The following is an 18,013-nucleotide window of genomic DNA, read 5'->3' on the forward strand; positions in this document are numbered from 1 at the left end:
AGTTCCTTCGTCATGCCGAAACCTGTCGTCGCCATCCCTGCGGACATCCGCGAAATCGAAGGCAACGTCTGGCAGGCTACGCCCAATCAGTACGTACGCGCCGCCGTCAAGGGTGCGGGCGTCATCCCGCTGCTGGTCCCTGCCCTGGAAACGGGCCACGATTTCGACGAGATCCTCGACCGCGTCGACGGGGTGCTGGTCAGCGGCTCGCGCACCAACGTCCATCCCTCGCACTACGGCCGCGAGGCGACCGAGGCCGACGGCCCCTTCGATCCCGCACGGGATGCGACCTCGCTGCCGCTCATCAAGCGCGCGCTGGAGCGCGGAGTTCCGCTGCTCGCCATCTGCCGCGGGCTGCAGGAACTCAATGTCGCCCTCGGGGGAACGCTCGCCAACGAGATCCAGGATATTCCCGGCAACTGGGACCATCGCAAGCCCGACACCGCCGATCTCGACGTTGCCTATGGCATCCGCCAGGACGTCATCGTCAAGGAGGGAACCTGTCTCGCCTCGGTGGTGGGCGCCGGCACCGTCCGCGTCAACTCGCTGCACCGCCAGGCGATTTCGGCAACGGCGCCGCGGCTTGCCGTCGAGGCGGTCGCCGAGGACGGAACGGTCGAGGCTGTCTCCGTGATCGGCTCGAAGGCCTTCGCCGTCGGCGTTCAGTGGCATCCGGAATACTGGGTGGGCTCGGACGAGCCGTCGAACAATCTCTTCAAGGCATTCGGCGAGGCCGTCCGTGACTACGCCGCAGCGAAACTGTCCCCGGCGAAACGCCAGGCCGCCGGCTGATCCGCCCGCGCTACTCCGCCGCGCGCAAGGTGATAATCGCGCCGGACGGATCGATCACCTCGTAGAGGCCGTCGGTTTCGGCCAGCGTGAGGATCGCATCCCCCGCGGCGTCCGTCAGAACGACCGTGCCGTCCCCCGCTTCCGTCCAGCTGGAAGCGTGCGACAGCCCCGACCAGACCGCGTCGCATGCGTCGGATGCGGTCATGCGCATGCTGTGATGGGTCATCCGCTCGCCGCGGGTGAGCACGCAATCCGCCTTGGTCTCGATGTTGGCAACGGAGAATGCCTTTCCGGCAGCAGACCCCGCATCGCGGGGGATCGACCCGGAAATGACCGGGTCGACATCCGGCGGCGTTGTCCCGCCGATTGACCAGACACCGGCAAGAACGAGGGCAGCACCCAAGGCCGGCATGATCAGCTTTCGCATGGCTATCTCCGAATTCGTGCGATTCGCCAGAAAGCATGCCACCGCAAACTTGCCGATTGGTTAACGAGCGGTTACCGCCTCGGGCGAGAACCCGCAGGCCGTCACCTCACCGGCGTCTCCGGCACGGGCGTCAGCGGCCTGCCGGACCTGAACCAGGTCAGGAGATTGCCGGCGACGAGATCGGCCATCGCGTCGCGGGTGGCGACCGAGGCGGATGCCACATGCGGCAGGAGGCAGGTATTGGGGGCTGCCAGCAGGGCGCCGGGAACATGCGGTTCGTCCTGGAAGACGTCGAGACCGGCGGCGGCGATCGTGCCGGAGACCAGGGCCTCCGTCAGCGCGTCCTCGTCCACGGTCCAGCCGCGCCCGACATTGATCAGGACGCCGTTCGGGCCGAGTGCAGCGAGCACGTCCGCATTGATCGCCTTGTAGGTCTCGGGCGTCTTCGGAACGATCGCGATCAGCGTATCCACCGCCTCGGCCATGCCGATCAGCGTCGGATGGTAGTCGTAGGGCGCCTCGTCGCGCCGGCTGCGGGTGTGATAGGAAATCGAAACGCCGAAACCCTCGAGCCGCCGGGCGATCGCGAGGCCGATCCGGCCGAGGCCGTAGATGCCGACCGAGCGCCCGCGCAGCGACAGCTTCGAAAGCGGGAAGGCGCCGGTGCGCTCCCACCGCCCTTCCCGCAGCCAGGTTTCCGCTTCCGGAAAGCGGCGAACGGTGTTGAGAAGCAGCGCGATCGCCGTGTCGGCCACCTCGTCATTGAGCACGTCGGGCGTATTGGTCACGACGATGCCGCGGGCGGCAGCCGCGCCGACGTCGACGCCGTCATAGCCCACGCCGAAACTGGCGATAATCTGCAGATTGGGCAGGCAGCCGATGGCGTCCGCGTCGAAACTGCCGGACACCGCGACGCCCTGGATGCCTTCTGCAATCCCCGGCGCGAGTTTGCCGGGGGCAAGCGCTGTGGGGCAGCGCACCAGCTCGACTGCTCCCTCCAGTTGCTCGGCAACGCGTTCGCGCACCTTCCCGACGATGAGAACCTTCGGCTTTTCCTGCATGGTCTTCCTGCCTTGATGATCGTTCGAAATTCAGTGATCGTGGCCGTTGTGGCGGAGCGGCCCCGTCGACTGGCGGATGCGCATTTCCGGCTTGATCAGGTGGATGCCGTCAGGCTCGTGGCTGCCTGACAGTTTGTCGAGCAGCGCGCGGGCGGCGCTGCGGCCGACCTCGGACTGGCCGTTCCAGACGGTCGTGAGCGAGGGCGTCGCGATCGACGCCTCCTCCAGGTCGTCATAGCCGGTCACCGAGACGTCGCGGCCCGGCACCAGGCCGGCGCGGGCGATGCCGTTCATCAGCCCGATGGCGACGAGATCGTTCCAGCAGACCGCCGCCGTCGGCTTCTGCGGCAAGGACAGGAAATTGACGGCGGCCTCGAAGCCGCCCTGCTTAGACCGGGGGCCGGGAATGCGAAGCGCCGGATCGACCTCGATATTGGCCTTGCGCAGCGCGTTGACGTAGCCCTGGTAGCGGTCGCGCCCGGTCGATGTCTGGTCGGTGCCGCCGACCATGGCGATGACGCGGTGGCCGAGGCCGATCAGGTGATTGGTCGCAAGCGAGATGCCGTAGGTGTCGTCGCCGCGGAAGATCGGCACGTCGAGGCCGTCGATCGAGCGGGCGATCAGGATGGCCGGCATGCCGTTGTCCTCGGCCAGCAGGATGTCTTCCGGCGGCGTGCCGATCGCCGGCGACATGATGACCCCGTCGCCGCCCAGTTGCAGCAGCGTCTCGATGAAGTTGCGCTGCTTCTCCACCGAATCGTAATGGTTGGAAAGGATGAACGTCTGGCGGTCGCGGTCGAGTTCGCTCTCGATCGACTTCAGGATCTCGCCGTAGAACGGGTTCATGATGTCGTGCACGACGACGCCGATGATGCCGGATCTGGAGGTGCGGAGGCTGGCGGCGCGGCGATTGTAGATGTAGCCGAGCGCGCGCGCCTGTTCCTTGATCCGGTCCCGTGTCGAAAGCGCCACCAGCGGGCTGTCTCTCAGGGCCAGCGAAACCGTGGCGGTGGATACCCCGAGCGTTTCCGCAATCGTGGACAATTTGACCTTTTGCGCCATGCCCCTCCCCATGTTCGTGTCGCAGGTCGTTTAAATCGTTTATTTAAACTATTTAAAAATCCTCCGCAACAGGCTTGTCGCCATCCTGCAGCACGACGCCCCGCAGGTTGCCGTCCACGGTCCGCAGGAGCTTCAGCAGGGTGCGAACCTCCTTGTCGCTCAGGCCGTCGAGAGCCTGCCGCTCGCTGAGTTCGCAGGCCTTGCCGATCTTCTCCAGCGAATCCCGGCCGGCCCTGGTCAGGTCGACGACGGTCAGGCGGCCATCGGTCGTGTCCGGCCGGCGTTCGACGAAGCCCTGCGCCTCCAGCCTGCCGATGGTCCGGGTCATGGTCGGCGCCTTCACGCCGAGGCGGGCGGCCAGTGCGCCGGCGGTCATCCCACCGGCCTCGGCCAGAGCCAGCATGACGCCGTCCTGCCCGGCATAGAGCCCGATCGATAGAAGATTGCGGGAAAGCACCGTGCGGACGGAGCGCGCCGCCTGGACGACGGCGCCGGAAACGTCGGCCGGCCCGATCGCGGCATGCTCCTTCTTCCTGGCCTTTTCCTTCTTCTCTTCCTTCTTTTTCTTGCCCATCAAGCCTCCCGATCTTGTTTCGCCGCTGCCACCTTGTATGACAGAGGCGACCCGTTGACGACAAGACCATGCGCAAGACATCAAACGACGAGCTCTGAAATGGCGCGTTCCGTGACGCTGCGACCCGCGCGGCGCTGGCAGGACAACGATCCGGCCCTTCCCGCCTCTGCCCGCGCGCACTGGATCGCGGTCCTTCCGCTCGGCGCCCACGAGGGACACGGGCCGCACCTGCCCTTCGAGACCGACTGGCTGATCGCCGACGCGATCGTCGACCGCCTTTCCGCAGCCCTTCCCCTGGATCTGCCCGTCACCTTCCTTCCGACCGAGAAGATCGGCTATTCCCCCGAACACCTGGACGTGCCGGGCACGCAGTCGCTCGGCTGGGACGAGGCCGTGCGGCGCTGGCTCGGCATCGCCGCCAGCCTGTCCGAACTGGGTATCCGCAAGTTCGTCATGTTGAACGCCCATGGCGGCAATTCGCCGCTGATGACGATCGTGGCGACCGAGGCGCGGGTGCGCCATCACATGCTGGCGGTCGCGACGAGCTGGACCCGCTTCGGCCAGCCGGACGGCTGGATCGCACCGGAGGACAAGGCGATCGACATTCACGGCGGCGACATCGAGACCTCGGTGATGCTGGCGATCAACCCCGAACTGGTCCGTCTCGACAGGGCCGAGCGGTTTTCCTCCCGACAGTCCGAGTTCGCCAGGAGCTACCGGCACCTGCGCGCCTACGGCGCGCACGCCTTCGGCTGGAAGATGTCCGACCTCAACGAAAAGGGCGCGACCGGCGACGCGACGAAGGCTTCGGCCGAACGCGGCGAACAGCTTCTCGCCCACGCCACCGCCGGCCTCGTCGAACTGCTGGAAGACGTGCACGCCTTCGACGCATCGGCCCTGCGCTGACGGCAGCCGCTCTTGCGGCGCAATCGTGTCGAGGGAGCGCGCCATGTATTGCGGCGACGGCACCCTGCGCCCTATATGAGGGCTGAAACTTTCAGGGATCCTGACATGACCGACACCGCCACGCAAAAACCCGTCCCCGTCACCGTCCTCACCGGCTACCTCGGTGCGGGCAAGACGACGCTCCTGAACCGCATCCTCACGGAGAACCACGGCCGGAAGTATGCCGTCATCGTCAACGAGTTCGGCGAGATCGGCATCGACAACGACCTCATCGTCGAATCCGACGAGGAGATCTACGAGATGAACAACGGCTGCATCTGCTGCACCGTCCGCGGCGACCTGATCCGCGTGGTCGAGGGCCTGATGCGCCGCCCCGGCCGGTTCGACGCGATCATCGTCGAGACGACGGGCCTCGCCGACCCGGTTCCCGTCGCCCAGACCTTCTTCATGGACGACGACGTGCGCTCCAAGACCGAACTCGACGCCGTCGTGGCGCTGGTCGATGCCAAGCACCTGCCGCTGCGCCTGAAGGACAGCCGCGAGGCCGAGGACCAGATCGCCTTTGCCGACGTCGTGCTCGTCAACAAGACCGACCTCGTCACGCCCGAAGAGCTGGCGGTGGTTGAAGTGACCGTCCGGGCCATCAATCCATCGGCCCGCATCTACCGCACCAGCCGCTCGGACATCGACCTCGCCAAGGTCCTCGACCAGGGCGCGTTCAACCTCGAGCGCGCACTGGAAAACGATCCGCATTTCCTCGAACACGATCATCCCGACCACGTCTGCGGCCCCGATTGCGGCCACGACCATAGCCATGATCATCATGGGCATGATCACGACCACGATCATCACCACCATGGTCACGATCACCACGACCACGGCCCCTCGCCGATCCACGACGTCACGGTGCAGTCGATCTCGCTGCGTGGCGGCGAGATGAACCCCGACCGCTTCTTCCCCTGGATCCAGAAGATCACCCAGACCGACGGTCCGAACATCCTGCGCCTGAAGGGCATTATCGCCTTTGCCGGCGACGAGGAGCGCTACGTCGTGCAGGGCGTGCACATGATCGTCGAGGGCGACCACCAGCGCGCCTGGAAGGATGGCGAGAAGCGCGAAAGCCGCCTCGTCTTCATCGGCCGAGACCTCGACCGGGAGAAGATCGAACGCAGCTTCAAGGCCTGCGAGGCCGCAGCAAACTGATGCCGACTGTCGCTCCCCTCGATCTCGACGGCCACGTCGTCGCCGCGGCCTTCCTTGGCGACGTCCCCTTCTTCGCCTCCGCTACCGGCGAGATTCATCGGCTCGACCATGGCCACAAGGTGAGCCAGGCCAATGACGGCCTGCTCGCCTGCGTCCGCGACGAGGCCAGCGACACGCTCGTCACCGGCGGCGAGGACGGCAAGGTCTTCCGTATCGCCGCTGACGGGACCGCCACGCTTCTGGCCGAGGTGCCGCGCAAGTGGATCTCTGTCGTCGCCGCAGGCCCGCAGGGCGCGGTCGCCTTCGCCGAGGGCCGGACGACCCGCGTCCGCCTTACCGACGGCACCGTCAAGGAATTCGCCGAAAGCCGCACCGTCGAAGGCGTCGCCTTCGCGCCGAAGGGCCTGCGCATCGCCGTCGCCCGCTACAACGGCGCGACTTTGCATTGGGTGGCGACGGCCGGCCAGCCGGTCGACCTGGAGTGGAAGGGCGCGCATACCGGCGTCACCTTCTCCCCCGACGGCCGCTTCCTCGTCACCAGCATGCAGGAAAACGCCCTGCACGGCTGGAAGCTCGACAGCAAGCCGGGCGCCGAGACGCGCCACATGCGCATGACCGGCTACCCCGCCAAGGTGAAGTCCATGTCCTGGTCGGCCAAGGGCAAGTGGCTCGCCTCGTCAGGCGCGCCGGCGGCGATCGTCTGGCCCTTCGCCTCCAAGGACGGCCCGATGGGCAAGGCGCCGCTGGAACTCGGCACCCGCGGCGACGTGATGGTGACCGCGGTCGCCTGCCATCCGGCAGAAGACGTCGTCGCGATCGGCTATTCGGACGGCATGGTGCTTGCGGCCCGCTTCTCGGACAATCGCGAGGTGCTGCTGCGCCGACCCGGCAAGGGCGCGATCTCCTCGCTCGCCTGGAGCGGCAGCGGCAAGCTGCTTGCCTTCGCCAGCGAGGCGGGAGACTGTGGCGTGGTCGACATCGCCGGCTGACGGCGGGCGGAGACAATTCCGGCACGAACGCCCGACAGGAAACGGGACAAAACGGCTCTTCGGACGAAGGGCGGGACGGGTATCAGGGGAATTCCATGCAAGGAAAGCTGCAAGGCGTCGCACAGGACGTTCGGGACGCCCGGGACGTTCAGTCCCGGGGTTTGCCCGGCACGGGCGGCCCCGTCTGGGAGGTGATCCGCACTGAAGCCATGGCTTTGGCGAAGCGTGAGCCGATGCTGCGCTCGCTCGTCCAGCCGGTCCTGATCTCCACATCCGGCACGCAGATGCTCGTCCGGGTCCTGGCGACCCGGCTGTCCGCAGGCGGCGTCGACCGTGGCACGCTCGAGCAGGTGATGACGGCTGCGGCCGACGGCGACCTGCTGCGCGCTGCCGAGGCCGACATCGAAGCCGTCGCCACCCGCGATCCCGCCTGCCCCGGTCCCTGCCATGTCCTCGTCAACCTGAAGGGCTTCCAGGCGCTGCAGGTCCATCGTTTCGCCCATCGGCTCTGGCGCGGCGGAAAGCGCGAAAGCGCGCGCTTCCTCGCCACCCAGGCCGCGCTCGCCTTCGACGTCGACATCCACCCGGCCGCCCGCATCGGCTCCGGCGTCATGCTCGACCACGGCTCCGGTATCGTCATCGGCGAGACCGCCGTCATCGAGGATGACGTCTCGATCCTGCAGGACGTCACCCTCGGCGGCACCGGGCGGGAGACCGGCGACCGCCATCCGAAGGTCCGCCGCGGCGTCATGATCGGCGCCGGCGCCAAGATCCTCGGCAATTTCGAGGTCGGCGAATGCAGCAGGGTCGCGGCCGGCAGCGTCGTGCTCAAGCCCGTGGCGGCCAGGACGACCGTCGCCGGCGTGCCGGCCGTGCTCGTCCGCGTTCATGAACGGGCCGAAGTCCCGGCAGAAGAGATGTCGCAGGACATCCTGTAGACCTGCCGCGGCAGGACAAACCCAACGAAACCTGAAGTGAGGCGAGCGGCCCAGATCGCGTTCCGGGCCGTTCCCTTACCATTCCAGCTCCAGGTGCGGCCGGCCGTCGGAGGTTCTTGCGGCCGTCCTCCCCGTCTCGTCGACGGTGCAGTTCACGCGCTGCCGGAAGGCGGAGAAGCTCTCGAAGGTGACCACGTCGACCGGCTCGTCGAAATGCAGCGTTAGCCGGTAGTGCCCCGGTTGCGCCGTCAGCGCCTGCACGCCCAGCACCTTCGCATCGAAGGGCTGGCCGAGGTAGTGCCCGCGCACGCGCGCGCCGAGCCGCCACGGATCGAATGGCGGCCGGTTGCCGACGGCGGCATGGAGGGTGTTCCAGTCGCGAAAACCATATTGCGCGGCGACAAGTTCGAGAGCGCGGGAATGGCCGATCGGCTGGCCGTCGGCCTCGAAGCGGGCCCGAAGGCGCCTGGCCTGATCCTTCAGGCCGTCAAGGGAAGGGAGTGGCGTCGACAGACGCATGGGTTTCTCCAGTGTCTGCATGCGTTCGTTCGGAGGGGTCCGCATTGCCGCCGGTTCGCATGCTTGAAAGCTGGAAAACCGTGTGCCTGTACGAGAGACTTCACCAAAGCTTGCGCTTGCGGACGGCAGGGGCTCTCACCCTGCGCGATGGGGTACACGTCCGGACCGCGCCTGTCAAATTCTGCCGCCGGCGTCAGCTCTCCGCCGTGCCGATGATCTTCGCCAGCAGGGCGTGCAGGTCATCGCGGTATCCGTTGCGCGCGGAAGGCCCGCTCTCGTCCGAGGTCATCGCCACCGTCAGCCCGAGGTCCGGCACGATATAGAGCATCTGCCCGCCATAGCCCCAGGCGAAATGCACCGTCCTGCCGCCGATCACGCGCTCGAACCAGCCATAGCCGTAGCCGTCGTTGGAGAAACGCGAACGGGTGCGCGACTGCCAGGATTGCCGGATCCAGTCCTCCGGGACCAGTTGCGCGCCCTCCGGCGTCCGTCCGCCGTTGCGATAGAGCTCGCCAAAGGCAAGCAGCGAACGTGCGCTCATCGCCATCTGGTTGCCGCCGAGATAGATGCCCTGCGGGTCGCGCTCCCACGCGCCGATGCGGAAGCCCTCGAGCGGCTCCAGCCAGTCACGCGCCAGCGCCAGCGTCGGCTTGCCGCCGACCTTCGTCAGGATCGCCGAGAGCAGATGTGTCGATGCGGTGGAGTAGAGCATCCCGCCGCCGGGTTCGTCGACGAACGGCGCGGCGAGCGCCGCCCGCACCCAGTTCCGGCTCGACACCCAGCGTCCGTAGTTGCCCCCCGACATCCGCTCCAGCCCGGCCTGCATGGAAAGGAGATGGCCGATCGTGACCCGCGCCAGCCGCGGATCCGGGTCCGCCGGCAGGTCGGTCCTGAGGATCGATGCGATCGGCTGGTCGACGCCCTGAAGCAGCCCCTTGTCGATGGCGATCCCGACCAGGGCCGAAACGATGCTCTTCGAGGCCGACTTGATATTGGTGCTCTCGGTGGCGCTATGTCCGCGATACCCACGCTCCGCGACGACGGCCCCCCTGCGGGAGACGATCACGGCCCTCAGCGCCGGCAGCGCCCGCGCCTCGTCGAGGATGCGGGTCAGGTCGGCCGGAGCATTCGCAGCGGCTGTGGACGACGGTGTCTGGGCGCGGACGGAAAAGGGCGCCGTGGTCAGGGTGAGGGAAAGGGCAGCAAGCAGGGTGCGTCTGTTCATAGGACACGAGGTAGGGCGCAGCTTCGCCGAATTCGTGGCTGCAGGCGCGATATCACGCGCTTTTGAAAGGCGGTGAGGCCGGCGCGACCTCGTTTCGCGCCGGCCCGGCGGCCGCAATCGCGACCGCGGCTCTTCCGTGCCCCCGCCGGAAGAGCGTCTTCAGAAGCGGTAGGTGATACCCGTGCCGATCAGCCAGGGATCGAGCTTGGCCTTGCCCGACAACGGCGCGCCGTCGAGCTTGACCTTCCATTCCGGCTCGAGGAACAGCTTCTTGACGTCGAAGTTCACGCCCCAGTGCTCGTCGATCATGTAGTCGAAGCCGACCTGCAGGGCCGCGCCGAACTCGTTCTTGACGTCGAGGTCCGAGAACGCGCCCTTGCCGGACTGGTTGTAGAACAACGTGTAGTTCACGCCCGCGCCCACATAGGGCTTGAACGCGCCGAAATCGGTGAAATGGTACTGCAGCGTCAGCGTCGGCGGCAGCAGCCAGGTCTTGCCCACCCTGCCGAGCGTATCGATCGAGCCGGCGGCGTCGATATTGGCATAGGTCGTGCCCAGGATCAGTTCGGCCGCGATGTTGTCGGTGAAGTAGTAGGAGATGTCGAGCTCCGGAACGATCGTGTCGCTGTAGGAGAGATCCGAACCGTCGATGCCGCTCACACGGCCGGAATTGTTGGTGATCACGCCCAGCGCGCGCAGGCGGATCTGCCAGGGGCCGAGTGCCCGGATATCCGCCGCTTCCGCCGCTGCCGCCGCCGGAGGCATCAGATCCGCCGCCGCGGCAGCCTGCCCGATCGCCGCGAGGGCTACGGCCGCAACAAGGCTCAAGGGGCGGGTCAGGGTGTTCGACATCTCTTCTCTCCTTCGTCGATCATTGACAGCGGCACGAAGCGCTGCACCGCGGTCAATATCTCGCGCGGCGGAGAGACGGAGTTGAGATGGATCAATACTTTAGCACTGTCTGCCCGCGACATTGCCGCGCGCATGACGACCGTGGCGGAAATACTACGCCCCCTCTGCCTGCCGGGCGGGCGGGCGTTCGCCACAACCGAAAGAGGTACTTCGCAGGGATAAGTTGACTTTGCTTTATAAGCGATCGATCATATTCACTTGTTTTGCGTGGAGGCTGTCATGGCAACAGCATTTGCGGTGCCCCTCAAAGTCTCACTTCTGGTATTCGGTCTGGTCCTTGTCGGCGCCCTGGTTGCAAGCGGAAGCGTGCAGGCCCAAAGCCCGTGCAATCCAAGCATCAGCCAGTGCACATAAGCGACAATGGCAACCGTTCCGGCACAGGACCAGGTCGCTGGCTTTCTCAGCGAGCAGAGTTCCTTTGCGTTGTCGCTTGCGGTGGGCGCGATCGTGATCGCGCTCTATGCGAGGAAACGCATAGAGGAGTTCACGCGGCCGCCGAAGGGCGAGGAGTTTGATTTCACCAAGATGCTGACGATGGGCGACATCGTCGGGCGATCGATCTTCAACCGCTCCTTCGTGCTCTACCTGATCTTCCTGGAATTCCTGTATCTGTTCATGTGCACGGCCAAACCCGTCGTGCTGCTGATCGCCAACGATCCGACCGGTGCGCAGGCGCCCTTCCAGGGCATGGCATGGCCCTTCGGCGCGGCCCTGATCGTGGTCGGCATCCTACCCTCGGTGCCGATGGTCGCCCAGATCGAGGCGATGCTGCGCGGACTTGCCCAGCGCGTCGCCAGCATTCCCGGCGAATTCTATGCCCGCGTGCAGCGCCTGTCGCGCAACGACATCGAGACGCTGGTGGCGGATGCGCCGGACTACCGGCGGGACATGCGCAAGTTCTGGCGCATCCGCAATCTCCTGCTCGGCCTCGGCTTCAACGAGGACCAGGCGACGCTGATGGGGCGCAACTGCATCGCGTTGCGGCTGTTCGCGACGCTCACGATCCGCGGCGAACGCATCTGGTCGAAGGAGGAGTACGAGAAATACCGGGAGATCATCCAGGTCCTGCGGCCGAAGTCCGACATGCTCGAAAACGAGATCGAGACGCTCGTCGCAACGACGCTGAAATCCCCGCAGGTCAGGGAGATCCTGGCGAAATCGAACATCGAGGATCCCGCGCAGGATCTCTCCCGGGAAACCGGCGAGAAACTGAACCGTGACGCTGAGGCGCTGGTGCGCGCCCTCAACGATTCCGTCGATGAGAAGGACCTGAAGGCCGCCAGGAACTACGAGGAACTGGTGAAGCGCTGGTCGCTGCTGGCCAGCGAATGCGAAACCGGCGCGAAGCGGCTCTCCGCCCTCTTTGCGATCCTCGCCCGCAACGATCGCGAGACGGCGCTGACGATCAAGAGGGGCGCCGCCGCGGGCATGCTTCCGGCGGCGAAGAAGCCAGACGCCGTTCTGGCGACCCTGTTCAGGCTGGTCAACGACAGTGTCCCGACCTATCCGTGGAGCAACGCGGCGCTGCTTGCGATCGGCATCGGCTTCGTCGGCTGCGTCGTTCCGCTCTGCCTCTACCTCTACGTCACGGAAATCCTGACGCAGGCCGCAAAACCTGAAATCGACTGGGGTCAGGCCATTGCCCGGACCGATGCCACGACGATCATCAAGAGCGGGCTAATCACCGCGCTCACGGTGGGCGCCATGTTCGCCCTCACCAGCCTGATCGCCCTGTTCCTGCGTTCGCTGCGGATCGAGGAGGAGAATTGGGAAAGGTTCACCAGCATCTGGAACTTCCCGTTCGCAAACTATCTGGCGATCGTCTCGTGGGGCAGCCTTGCGGCCTTCATGCCGCTCCTGGTCTCGTTCATCATCTACTACTACATCGGCCCCGGCGTAAAAGACCTCGACAAGATGACGCCGGAGATCATCGCCAGCGACATGTTCTTCCGCTACATCCTCGGGTTCGTCGCGGTCGCCTATGGCGTCAGCACATGCATCATCGCCGATTTCATCGACGAAGGCCGAACCGAGAGCGCCAGATACATCGTCTATCCGCTGATCTTCATTCTCGCGGTGGAGGTCCTGTGCCTGCTCGTCAACCCGAGCTATGCCGAGCAGCCCCGTGCATTCTGGCACAACTTCGTGGCAGTGGCCTGCTACAGCCTCGTCGCGCTGAAGGTGTTCCAGCGAAGCTTCAGCGAGATCGTCGCGCGGTCCGACAGCCGCGAACCGCGCGAGGCAGCGTCACGGGACGCATCGCTCGTCTATGGCGGGCCGATGATCTGACCCGCCTGGACACTGCCTGGCGGCCCTCAGGCCGCCTTCGGAAGCTCGCCCCGCCCGAGCCGGCTCCCGGAGGCGACGAGCATGCCGGCGGCGCCCTCCAGCCAGCCTTCCTTCAGCTCCAGCGCCAGGAAACGGTGGCGCTCGAACGGACCGGGCATGACGAGGTGGGCGGCCTTTCCGGCAAAGAAGCCGAAGCGCTCGTAATAGGGCGCATCGCCGACGAGCAGAACGGCGCCGTGCCCGCGCTGGGCGGCCTCGGTGATTGCCGCGCGCATCAGCGCCGACCCGATACCCGTGCCTTCGTAGGCCGGGTCGACGGCGAGCGGGCCGAGCAGCAGCGCCGGCACCGGATTGCCGGACACATCCACGCCGGCCTCGACGTTCCACAGCCGCACCGTACCGATCACGTGGCCGTCACCATCGCGGGCGACGAGCGCCAGGCCTTCGGCCGGCACCCGGCCGCGGCGCAGCTTCTCCGATGACTTGCGGAAGCGCCCCTCGCCCATGGCGCGGTCGAGCAGGCGCTCGCGCGCCAGAACGTCGCCGGCATTCTCCCGGTCGATCGCGAATGCGGATGGCGCGAAAAACGCGCGGACAGAACCAAGAACAGTGGCCATCCCGGCCTCCCGAACTTCAAATTGCCGCCACCAGCGGACATCGGAAATCATTGTGATTGGCGCTCCCGCTTGCCGCGGGAGCTGCCTCGACCGGTTCAGATCACGTAGGCCTTGAGCGGCTCGAAGCCGTTGAAGGCGACGGCCGAGTAGGTCGTCGTATAGGCGCCGGTGCCCTCGATCAGCACCTCGTCGCCGATCGAAAGGGTGATCGGCAGCGGGTACATGTTCTTCTCGTAGAGCACGTCGGCGGAATCGCAGGTCGGGCCGGCGATCACGCAAGGCTCCATCGCGTCGCCGTCGCGCGTGGTGCGGATCGGGTAGCGGATCGCCTCGTCCATCGTCTCGGCGAGACCGCCGAATTTGCCGATGTCGAGGAACACCCAGCGATGCGCGTCGTTGTCCGACTTCTTCGACACCAGCACCACTTCCGCCTTGATCACGCCGGCATTGCCGACCATGCCGCGGCCCGGCTCGATGATCGTCTCCGGGATGTGATTGCCGAAGTGCTTCTTCAGCGCACCGAAGATCGCCTGGCCGTATTCTTCGGCCGCCGGCACGTCGCGCAGGTACTTCGTCGGGAAGCCGCCGCCCATGTTGACCATCTTCAGTTCGATGCCCTGCTTGGCAAGCTGGACGAAGACGCGCTTGGCGTCGGCGAGCGCTGAATCCCAGGCGTCGACCTTCGTCATCTGCGAGCCGACATGGAACGAGACGCCGTAGGAGACGAGGCCGAGCTGGTGGGCGTAGACGAGCACGTCGACCGCCATCTGCGGCACGCAGCCGAACTTGCGCGACAGCGGCCACTCGGCGCCCTCGCCGTCCGTCAGGACGCGGCAGAACACCCGTGCGCCGGGAGCGGCGCGGGAGATCTTCTCCACTTCCTCATGGCAATCGACGGCAAAGAGGCTGATCCCGAGCGCGTGCGCACGGGCGATGTCACGCTCCTTCTTGATCGTGTTGCCGAACGAGATGCGGTTCGCCGTCGCGCCCGCATCGAGCGCCATCTCGATTTCGGCGACGGACGCGCAATCGAAGTTGGAGCCCATGCTGGCCAGAAGGCGCAGCACTTCCGGCGCCGGGTTGGCCTTGACGGCATAGTAGATCGCACTGTCGGGCAGCGCGTGGCGGAACGCCTTGAAGTTGTCGCGCACGACATCGAGGTCGACCACGAGGCACGGACCGTCAGGACGTCGGGTGTTCAGGAAGTCGATAATGCGTGCAGTCGCCATTTCAGTATTCCCATGATCCAGCGCTCCGGAAAAACCGGAGGACAAAGGGCATACGCGTTCATGCGATGGAACCAGCCGGTGGAGACCCCGGAACCAAGCATGCGCGGTATGCGCGAACGGTGAACCTGAGCCCGCCTAGGCTCGGATTCGGCTTTGTCTGCCATGGATTGGAGGGAATGGTCCCAACCGCACTTCCGGCAATGAAGGTGTGCCTCTTCAGTAACCCCGGCTGATGGAAAGCCGGCAGACACCAGAAAGGCCCGCACCGTCGTTGCTTCAAGATGTCCTCGCATTTCCCGGTTGGCCGGAATAGCGACTGGAGCGGTTAGTTCCAGGTACCTTACCGAGATCCTCACCAAATCGAGGGTCGGCGGACACCCACAGGCACGTGCGACTTTGGGCAAGGGCGGAGATAAGAAGATTCCCTGTCGCAATCAAGAGTTTTTTGGCCCCGCTATTGAAAAAAATCGCCCCGCCCACGACATTCCGGTTCCCGCATCCGATACGGCATCGCAGCAAGGACAATTGCATGGATACGCTGACCCGCATTCGCGCCTACATAGACGTCGTGGATGCAGAAGGGTTTTCCGCAGCGTCCCGCAAGGTCGGAAAGTCCAAGGCGCTCCTGTCCAAATATGTGCGCGAACTGGAAGACGAACTCGGCGCGCTGCTTTTGAACCGCACCACCCGGCAGTTCTCCATGACGGAAGCGGGCCACACCTACTACCGCACAGCCTCGGAGATCCTGAAGGAGATCGACAACCTCGCCGATCTCGTCCGCGAGAAGAACACCGACCTGAAAGGCAAGCTGAAGATCTCCGCCCCGCGCACCTTCGTGGACGCCGAGATCGGCCAGTCTCTCATCGATTTCGGCCGCGAGCATCCCGAACTGTCGCTCGAGATCGTCTCCGACGACCGCTTCGTCGATCTGGTCGAGGAAGGCTTCGATGTCGCGATCCGCATCACGCGGCTGGAGGATTCCACCCTGATCGCGCGCAAGCTCGGCGACTTCTACCTGAAGATCTGCGCCGCACCGGACTTTCTGGAGAAGACCGGCCCGATCACCCACCCCTCCGACCTCTCCCGCCTGCCCTGCGTGATCGACACGAACGGCAAGTCGCACAGCAACTGGCGCTTCATCGACGCAAAGGGCACGGGCTTCAGCGTGCCCGTCAGCGGACACATCGAGGTCAACAGCCCGACATCCGCCGTGCGCGCCGCCCAGAGCGGCCTCGGCATCGCGCAGGTGCCCGAATTCATCGCGCGCAGCCGCATCGAATCGGGCGCGGTCGTCTCCATCCTCGAAGACTACCTGCCCGCCGACCGCGGCATCTATGCGATCTATCCGCATCGCCGCTATCTGCCGGCGAAGGTGCGCACCTTCGTGGATTTCCTGCACAACTGGTTCAGGAAAAACGGTGACGGCGCCTGAATGCGCCGGGCGCGACAATTCGCGCTCGGCCGAAGTCCCAATTCCGGCCCAATTGCGGTACATTCGGTAGCGAATCCTCAAAGCCGGACGAGAGGTTACCCTCGCGCATGAAGCACGCTCCCCTCCTGATCGCAGGTGCCGTCTGGCTGTTGCCGGCAGCCGCCCTGGCGCATCCGCACATCTTCGCCGAGGCGCGGCTCGAGGTCGTCGCCGGCGAGGACGGCACCGTGTCGGAACTGCGCAACGTCTGGCGGTTCGACGAAATGTTCTCCTCGAGCGTCGTGCTCGACTTCGACAAGAACTCAAATCTCAAGCTCGACCCGGACGAACTGGCCGAAGTGGGCCAGACCGTCCTCGAGTCGCTGGAGGAGTTCAGCTACTACACGACGATCACCGAAGACGGGAAGACCGTGAAGGTCGGCAAGCCGGACGCGATCAACGTCGATTTCCAGGACGGCCAGCTCCTGATGTTCTTTACGCTCAAGCCCGGCCAGGCCATGCCGCTGAAGGGCAAGCTGACCTTCGGCGTCTACGATCCGACGATGTACGCCTCGATGGATTTCCCGACCGACGACAATATGGTGGTGGTCGGCGACAGGTTCTCCGCCTGCAAGCACCAGGTGGTGCGGCCGGACCCGGACGAGGTGCTCGCACAGAACGAAGGCACGCTGACCGATGCCTTCTGGAACGACCCGACCGGCACCGACATGTCGCGGCTGTTTGCGACGAGACTGGAAGTGACATGCTGAGACCTCGACATGGAAAGCGCGCCGCAGCCCTTGCCCTTCTCGCCCTGCTGGCGGGCACCGGGGTAGCGCTGGCGCAGTCGCCGCTCGGCATCGGCAGCGCCGAACCGGGCTTCGGCACGTCCGGCGGCATGTTCGGCAGCCTTTTCGCCTGGATCAACGCCCATCAGCAGGCCTTCTATCACGCGCTTACCGGTGCGCTGAAGAACATGCGCGAGAACCCGTGGGCCGCCTCCACCCTCGTCGGGCTGTCCTTTGCCTACGGCGTCTTTCACGCCGCCGGCCCCGGCCACGGCAAGGCGGTCATCTCCTCCTACATGCTGGCGAACGAGATCGAGCTGAAGCGGGGCGTGGCGCTGTCGTTCATCTCGTCGATGCTGCAGGGGATCGTCGCCATCCTGCTCGTCGGTGCTGGCTATCTCGTCCTGCGCGGAACCGCCATCTCGATGACGGACGCCACCCGGGCGCTGGAGACGACGAGCTACGCACTGATCGCAGCCTTCGGCGCCTGGCTGCTCTATCGCAAGCTCTGGCGGAGCCGGTCCCGCCGCACGGCACCGGTCGAAGCCTACGCCATGGCGCTTGCCGACACCGCCGGCCACGGCCACCACCTGCATGCCCATGACACCCACGGCGCGCCCGCGCACAGCCATGCCCATCATCAACATGGCCATCATGACGGCCATCCGCATGCGGCGGGCGAGGTCTGCGCCACCTGCGGCCATGCCCATGCGCCGGATCCCGAGCTTCTGAAAGGCGACCGTTTCGCGCTCAGCGAAGCCTGGTCGGCGATCGTCGCCGTCGGGCTGCGTCCATGCTCGGGCGCGCTGATCGTGCTCTCGTTTGCGCTTTTGAACGGGCTCTATGTCGGCGGCCTGCTCTCCGTCATCGCCATGTCGATCGGCACTGCCATCACCGTTTCGGCTCTCGCCACGCTGGCGGTCACCGCCAAGGGCGTCGCCATGCGGCTTGCGGGCGGCGACAGCGCCGCCCTCCGCGTCGGCAACGCCATCGAGATTCTCGGTGCGCTCCTGGTGATGGTGCTGGGCCTGGTGCTGCTCGGGGCCTCGCTACAGGGTTGAGCCGGAACCG

At 65.8% G+C, this 18,013-nt stretch carries 18 protein-coding genes; 9 read left to right on the top strand and 9 right to left on the bottom strand.

The window, feature by feature from the left end:
* Positions 1-12: 12 nt before the first annotated feature.
* Entirely contained in the window at positions 13-792 is a 780-nt protein-coding gene (locus OCK02_RS07230) for a gamma-glutamyl-gamma-aminobutyrate hydrolase family protein (RefSeq protein ID WP_263812433.1), read from the top strand.
* Between the two features lie 10 nt (positions 793-802).
* On the opposite strand, the gene OCK02_RS07235 is transcribed toward OCK02_RS07230, so the two are convergent.
* The 4 genes from OCK02_RS07235 to OCK02_RS07250 all read right to left on the bottom strand — a co-directional run bounded on the left by OCK02_RS07235 (position 803) and on the right by OCK02_RS07250 (position 3,916).
* The gene (locus OCK02_RS07235) at positions 803-1,219 is read right to left on the bottom strand and encodes an AprI/Inh family metalloprotease inhibitor (protein ID WP_263812434.1); all 417 of its coding nucleotides are present in this window, start codon (positions 1,217-1,219) and stop codon (positions 803-805) included.
* Positions 1,220-1,320: 101 nt separating this feature from the next.
* Positions 1,321-2,280, bottom strand: a complete 960-nt coding sequence (locus OCK02_RS07240; RefSeq protein WP_263812435.1) for a 2-hydroxyacid dehydrogenase — start codon at positions 2,278-2,280, stop codon at positions 1,321-1,323.
* Between the two features lie 30 nt (positions 2,281-2,310).
* Positions 2,311-3,342 (bottom strand): LacI family DNA-binding transcriptional regulator, encoded by a 1,032-nt coding sequence (locus OCK02_RS07245; RefSeq protein ID WP_230806851.1) that lies wholly within the window; start codon positions 3,340-3,342, stop codon positions 2,311-2,313.
* Between the two features lie 52 nt (positions 3,343-3,394).
* Positions 3,395-3,916, bottom strand: coding sequence for a MarR family winged helix-turn-helix transcriptional regulator (locus OCK02_RS07250; RefSeq protein WP_263812436.1), 522 nt, complete (start codon positions 3,914-3,916; stop codon positions 3,395-3,397).
* Positions 3,917-4,015: 99 nt separating this feature from the next.
* On the opposite strand from OCK02_RS07250, the gene OCK02_RS07255 reads away from it, so the two are divergent.
* From OCK02_RS07255 to cysE, 4 genes are all read left to right on the top strand, one after another.
* Complete coding sequence (locus OCK02_RS07255; protein ID WP_263812437.1) at positions 4,016-4,822, top strand: creatininase family protein; 807 nt, start codon at positions 4,016-4,018, stop codon at positions 4,820-4,822.
* 105 nt (positions 4,823-4,927) lie between these two features.
* Positions 4,928-6,025: a CobW family GTP-binding protein gene (locus OCK02_RS07260; RefSeq protein ID WP_263812438.1), complete on the top strand. Its 1,098-nt coding sequence runs from the start codon at positions 4,928-4,930 to the stop codon at positions 6,023-6,025.
* Positions 6,025-7,014, top strand: a complete 990-nt coding sequence (locus OCK02_RS07265; RefSeq protein ID WP_263812439.1) for a WD40 repeat domain-containing protein — start codon at positions 6,025-6,027, stop codon at positions 7,012-7,014. Before OCK02_RS07260 ends, OCK02_RS07265 begins: the two co-directional genes overlap by 1 nt.
* 95 nt (positions 7,015-7,109) lie before the next feature.
* The gene (cysE, locus tag OCK02_RS07270; protein WP_263812440.1) at positions 7,110-7,952 is read left to right on the top strand and encodes a serine O-acetyltransferase; all 843 of its coding nucleotides are present in this window, start codon (positions 7,110-7,112) and stop codon (positions 7,950-7,952) included.
* 75 nt (positions 7,953-8,027) lie between these two features.
* On the opposite strand, the gene OCK02_RS07275 is transcribed toward cysE, so the two are convergent.
* From OCK02_RS07275 to OCK02_RS07285, 3 genes are all read right to left on the bottom strand, one after another.
* Positions 8,028-8,471, bottom strand: a complete 444-nt coding sequence (locus OCK02_RS07275; protein ID WP_263812441.1) for a glyoxalase superfamily protein — start codon at positions 8,469-8,471, stop codon at positions 8,028-8,030.
* Positions 8,472-8,664: 193 nt separating this feature from the next.
* Positions 8,665-9,696 carry a serine hydrolase domain-containing protein gene (locus tag OCK02_RS07280; protein ID WP_263812443.1) on the bottom strand — a complete coding sequence of 344 codons (1,032 nt, stop codon included), beginning with the start codon at positions 9,694-9,696 and terminating at the stop codon, positions 8,665-8,667.
* Between the two features lie 159 nt (positions 9,697-9,855).
* Positions 9,856-10,548 carry an OmpW/AlkL family protein gene (locus OCK02_RS07285; RefSeq protein ID WP_263812444.1) on the bottom strand — a complete coding sequence of 231 codons (693 nt, stop codon included), beginning with the start codon at positions 10,546-10,548 and terminating at the stop codon, positions 9,856-9,858.
* A 420-nt stretch (positions 10,549-10,968) separates the two neighbouring features.
* On the opposite strand from OCK02_RS07285, the gene OCK02_RS07290 reads away from it, so the two are divergent.
* A complete protein-coding gene (locus tag OCK02_RS07290) occupies positions 10,969-12,897 on the top strand; it encodes a hypothetical protein (RefSeq protein ID WP_263812445.1) in 1,929 nt (642 codons plus the stop codon).
* A gap of 26 nt (positions 12,898-12,923) precedes the next feature.
* On the opposite strand, the gene OCK02_RS07295 is transcribed toward OCK02_RS07290, so the two are convergent.
* Both OCK02_RS07295 and odc2 read right to left on the bottom strand, forming a co-directional pair.
* Positions 12,924-13,514, bottom strand: a complete 591-nt coding sequence (locus OCK02_RS07295; RefSeq protein ID WP_263812446.1) for a GNAT family N-acetyltransferase — start codon at positions 13,512-13,514, stop codon at positions 12,924-12,926.
* A 95-nt stretch (positions 13,515-13,609) separates the two neighbouring features.
* Positions 13,610-14,743, bottom strand: coding sequence for an ornithine/lysine decarboxylase (odc2, locus tag OCK02_RS07300; protein ID WP_263812447.1), 1,134 nt, complete (start codon positions 14,741-14,743; stop codon positions 13,610-13,612).
* A gap of 529 nt (positions 14,744-15,272) precedes the next feature.
* Between odc2 and OCK02_RS07305 the strand changes: the two genes are divergently transcribed.
* The 3 genes from OCK02_RS07305 (at position 15,273) to OCK02_RS07315 (ending at position 18,003) form a co-directional block, all read left to right on the top strand.
* Entirely contained in the window at positions 15,273-16,175 is a 903-nt protein-coding gene (locus OCK02_RS07305; protein WP_230806841.1) for a LysR family transcriptional regulator, read from the top strand.
* Between the two features lie 107 nt (positions 16,176-16,282).
* Positions 16,283-16,924, top strand: coding sequence for a DUF1007 family protein (locus tag OCK02_RS07310; RefSeq protein ID WP_263812448.1), 642 nt, complete (start codon positions 16,283-16,285; stop codon positions 16,922-16,924).
* The gene (locus OCK02_RS07315; RefSeq protein ID WP_263812449.1) at positions 16,918-18,003 is read left to right on the top strand and encodes a nickel/cobalt transporter; all 1,086 of its coding nucleotides are present in this window, start codon (positions 16,918-16,920) and stop codon (positions 18,001-18,003) included. The genes OCK02_RS07310 and OCK02_RS07315 overlap by 7 nt, the downstream gene beginning before the upstream one ends.
* The last annotated feature ends 10 nt before the right edge of the window (positions 18,004-18,013 follow it).

Source organism: Rhizobium sp. TRM96647 (genome assembly GCF_025780115.1).
GTDB lineage: Bacteria > Pseudomonadota > Alphaproteobacteria > Rhizobiales > Rhizobiaceae > Mycoplana.

Bases quoted from the DNA above. Each gene is read 5' to 3' on its own strand.
- OCK02_RS07230 (WP_263812433.1), top strand. From the start codon at position 13: ATGCCGAAACCTGTCGTCGCCATCCCTGCGGACATCCGCGAAATCGAA.
- OCK02_RS07235 (WP_263812434.1), bottom strand. From the start codon at position 1,219: ATGCGAAAGCTGATCATGCCGGCCTTGGGTGCTGCCCTCGTTCTTGCC.
- OCK02_RS07240 (WP_263812435.1), bottom strand. From the start codon at position 2,280: ATGCAGGAAAAGCCGAAGGTTCTCATCGTCGGGAAGGTGCGCGAACGC.
- OCK02_RS07245 (WP_230806851.1), bottom strand. From the start codon at position 3,342: ATGGCGCAAAAGGTCAAATTGTCCACGATTGCGGAAACGCTCGGGGTA.
- OCK02_RS07250 (WP_263812436.1), bottom strand. From the start codon at position 3,916: ATGGGCAAGAAAAAGAAGGAAGAGAAGAAGGAAAAGGCCAGGAAGAAG.
- OCK02_RS07255 (WP_263812437.1), top strand. From the start codon at position 4,016: ATGGCGCGTTCCGTGACGCTGCGACCCGCGCGGCGCTGGCAGGACAAC.
- OCK02_RS07260 (WP_263812438.1), top strand. From the start codon at position 4,928: ATGACCGACACCGCCACGCAAAAACCCGTCCCCGTCACCGTCCTCACC.
- OCK02_RS07265 (WP_263812439.1), top strand. From the start codon at position 6,025: ATGCCGACTGTCGCTCCCCTCGATCTCGACGGCCACGTCGTCGCCGCG.
- cysE (WP_263812440.1), top strand. From the start codon at position 7,110: ATGCAAGGAAAGCTGCAAGGCGTCGCACAGGACGTTCGGGACGCCCGG.
- OCK02_RS07275 (WP_263812441.1), bottom strand. From the start codon at position 8,471: ATGCGTCTGTCGACGCCACTCCCTTCCCTTGACGGCCTGAAGGATCAG.
- OCK02_RS07280 (WP_263812443.1), bottom strand. From the start codon at position 9,696: ATGAACAGACGCACCCTGCTTGCTGCCCTTTCCCTCACCCTGACCACG.
- OCK02_RS07285 (WP_263812444.1), bottom strand. From the start codon at position 10,548: ATGTCGAACACCCTGACCCGCCCCTTGAGCCTTGTTGCGGCCGTAGCC.
- OCK02_RS07290 (WP_263812445.1), top strand. From the start codon at position 10,969: ATGGCAACCGTTCCGGCACAGGACCAGGTCGCTGGCTTTCTCAGCGAG.
- OCK02_RS07295 (WP_263812446.1), bottom strand. From the start codon at position 13,514: ATGGCCACTGTTCTTGGTTCTGTCCGCGCGTTTTTCGCGCCATCCGCA.
- odc2 (WP_263812447.1), bottom strand. From the start codon at position 14,743: ATGGCGACTGCACGCATTATCGACTTCCTGAACACCCGACGTCCTGAC.
- OCK02_RS07305 (WP_230806841.1), top strand. From the start codon at position 15,273: ATGGATACGCTGACCCGCATTCGCGCCTACATAGACGTCGTGGATGCA.
- OCK02_RS07310 (WP_263812448.1), top strand. From the start codon at position 16,283: ATGAAGCACGCTCCCCTCCTGATCGCAGGTGCCGTCTGGCTGTTGCCG.
- OCK02_RS07315 (WP_263812449.1), top strand. From the start codon at position 16,918: ATGCTGAGACCTCGACATGGAAAGCGCGCCGCAGCCCTTGCCCTTCTC.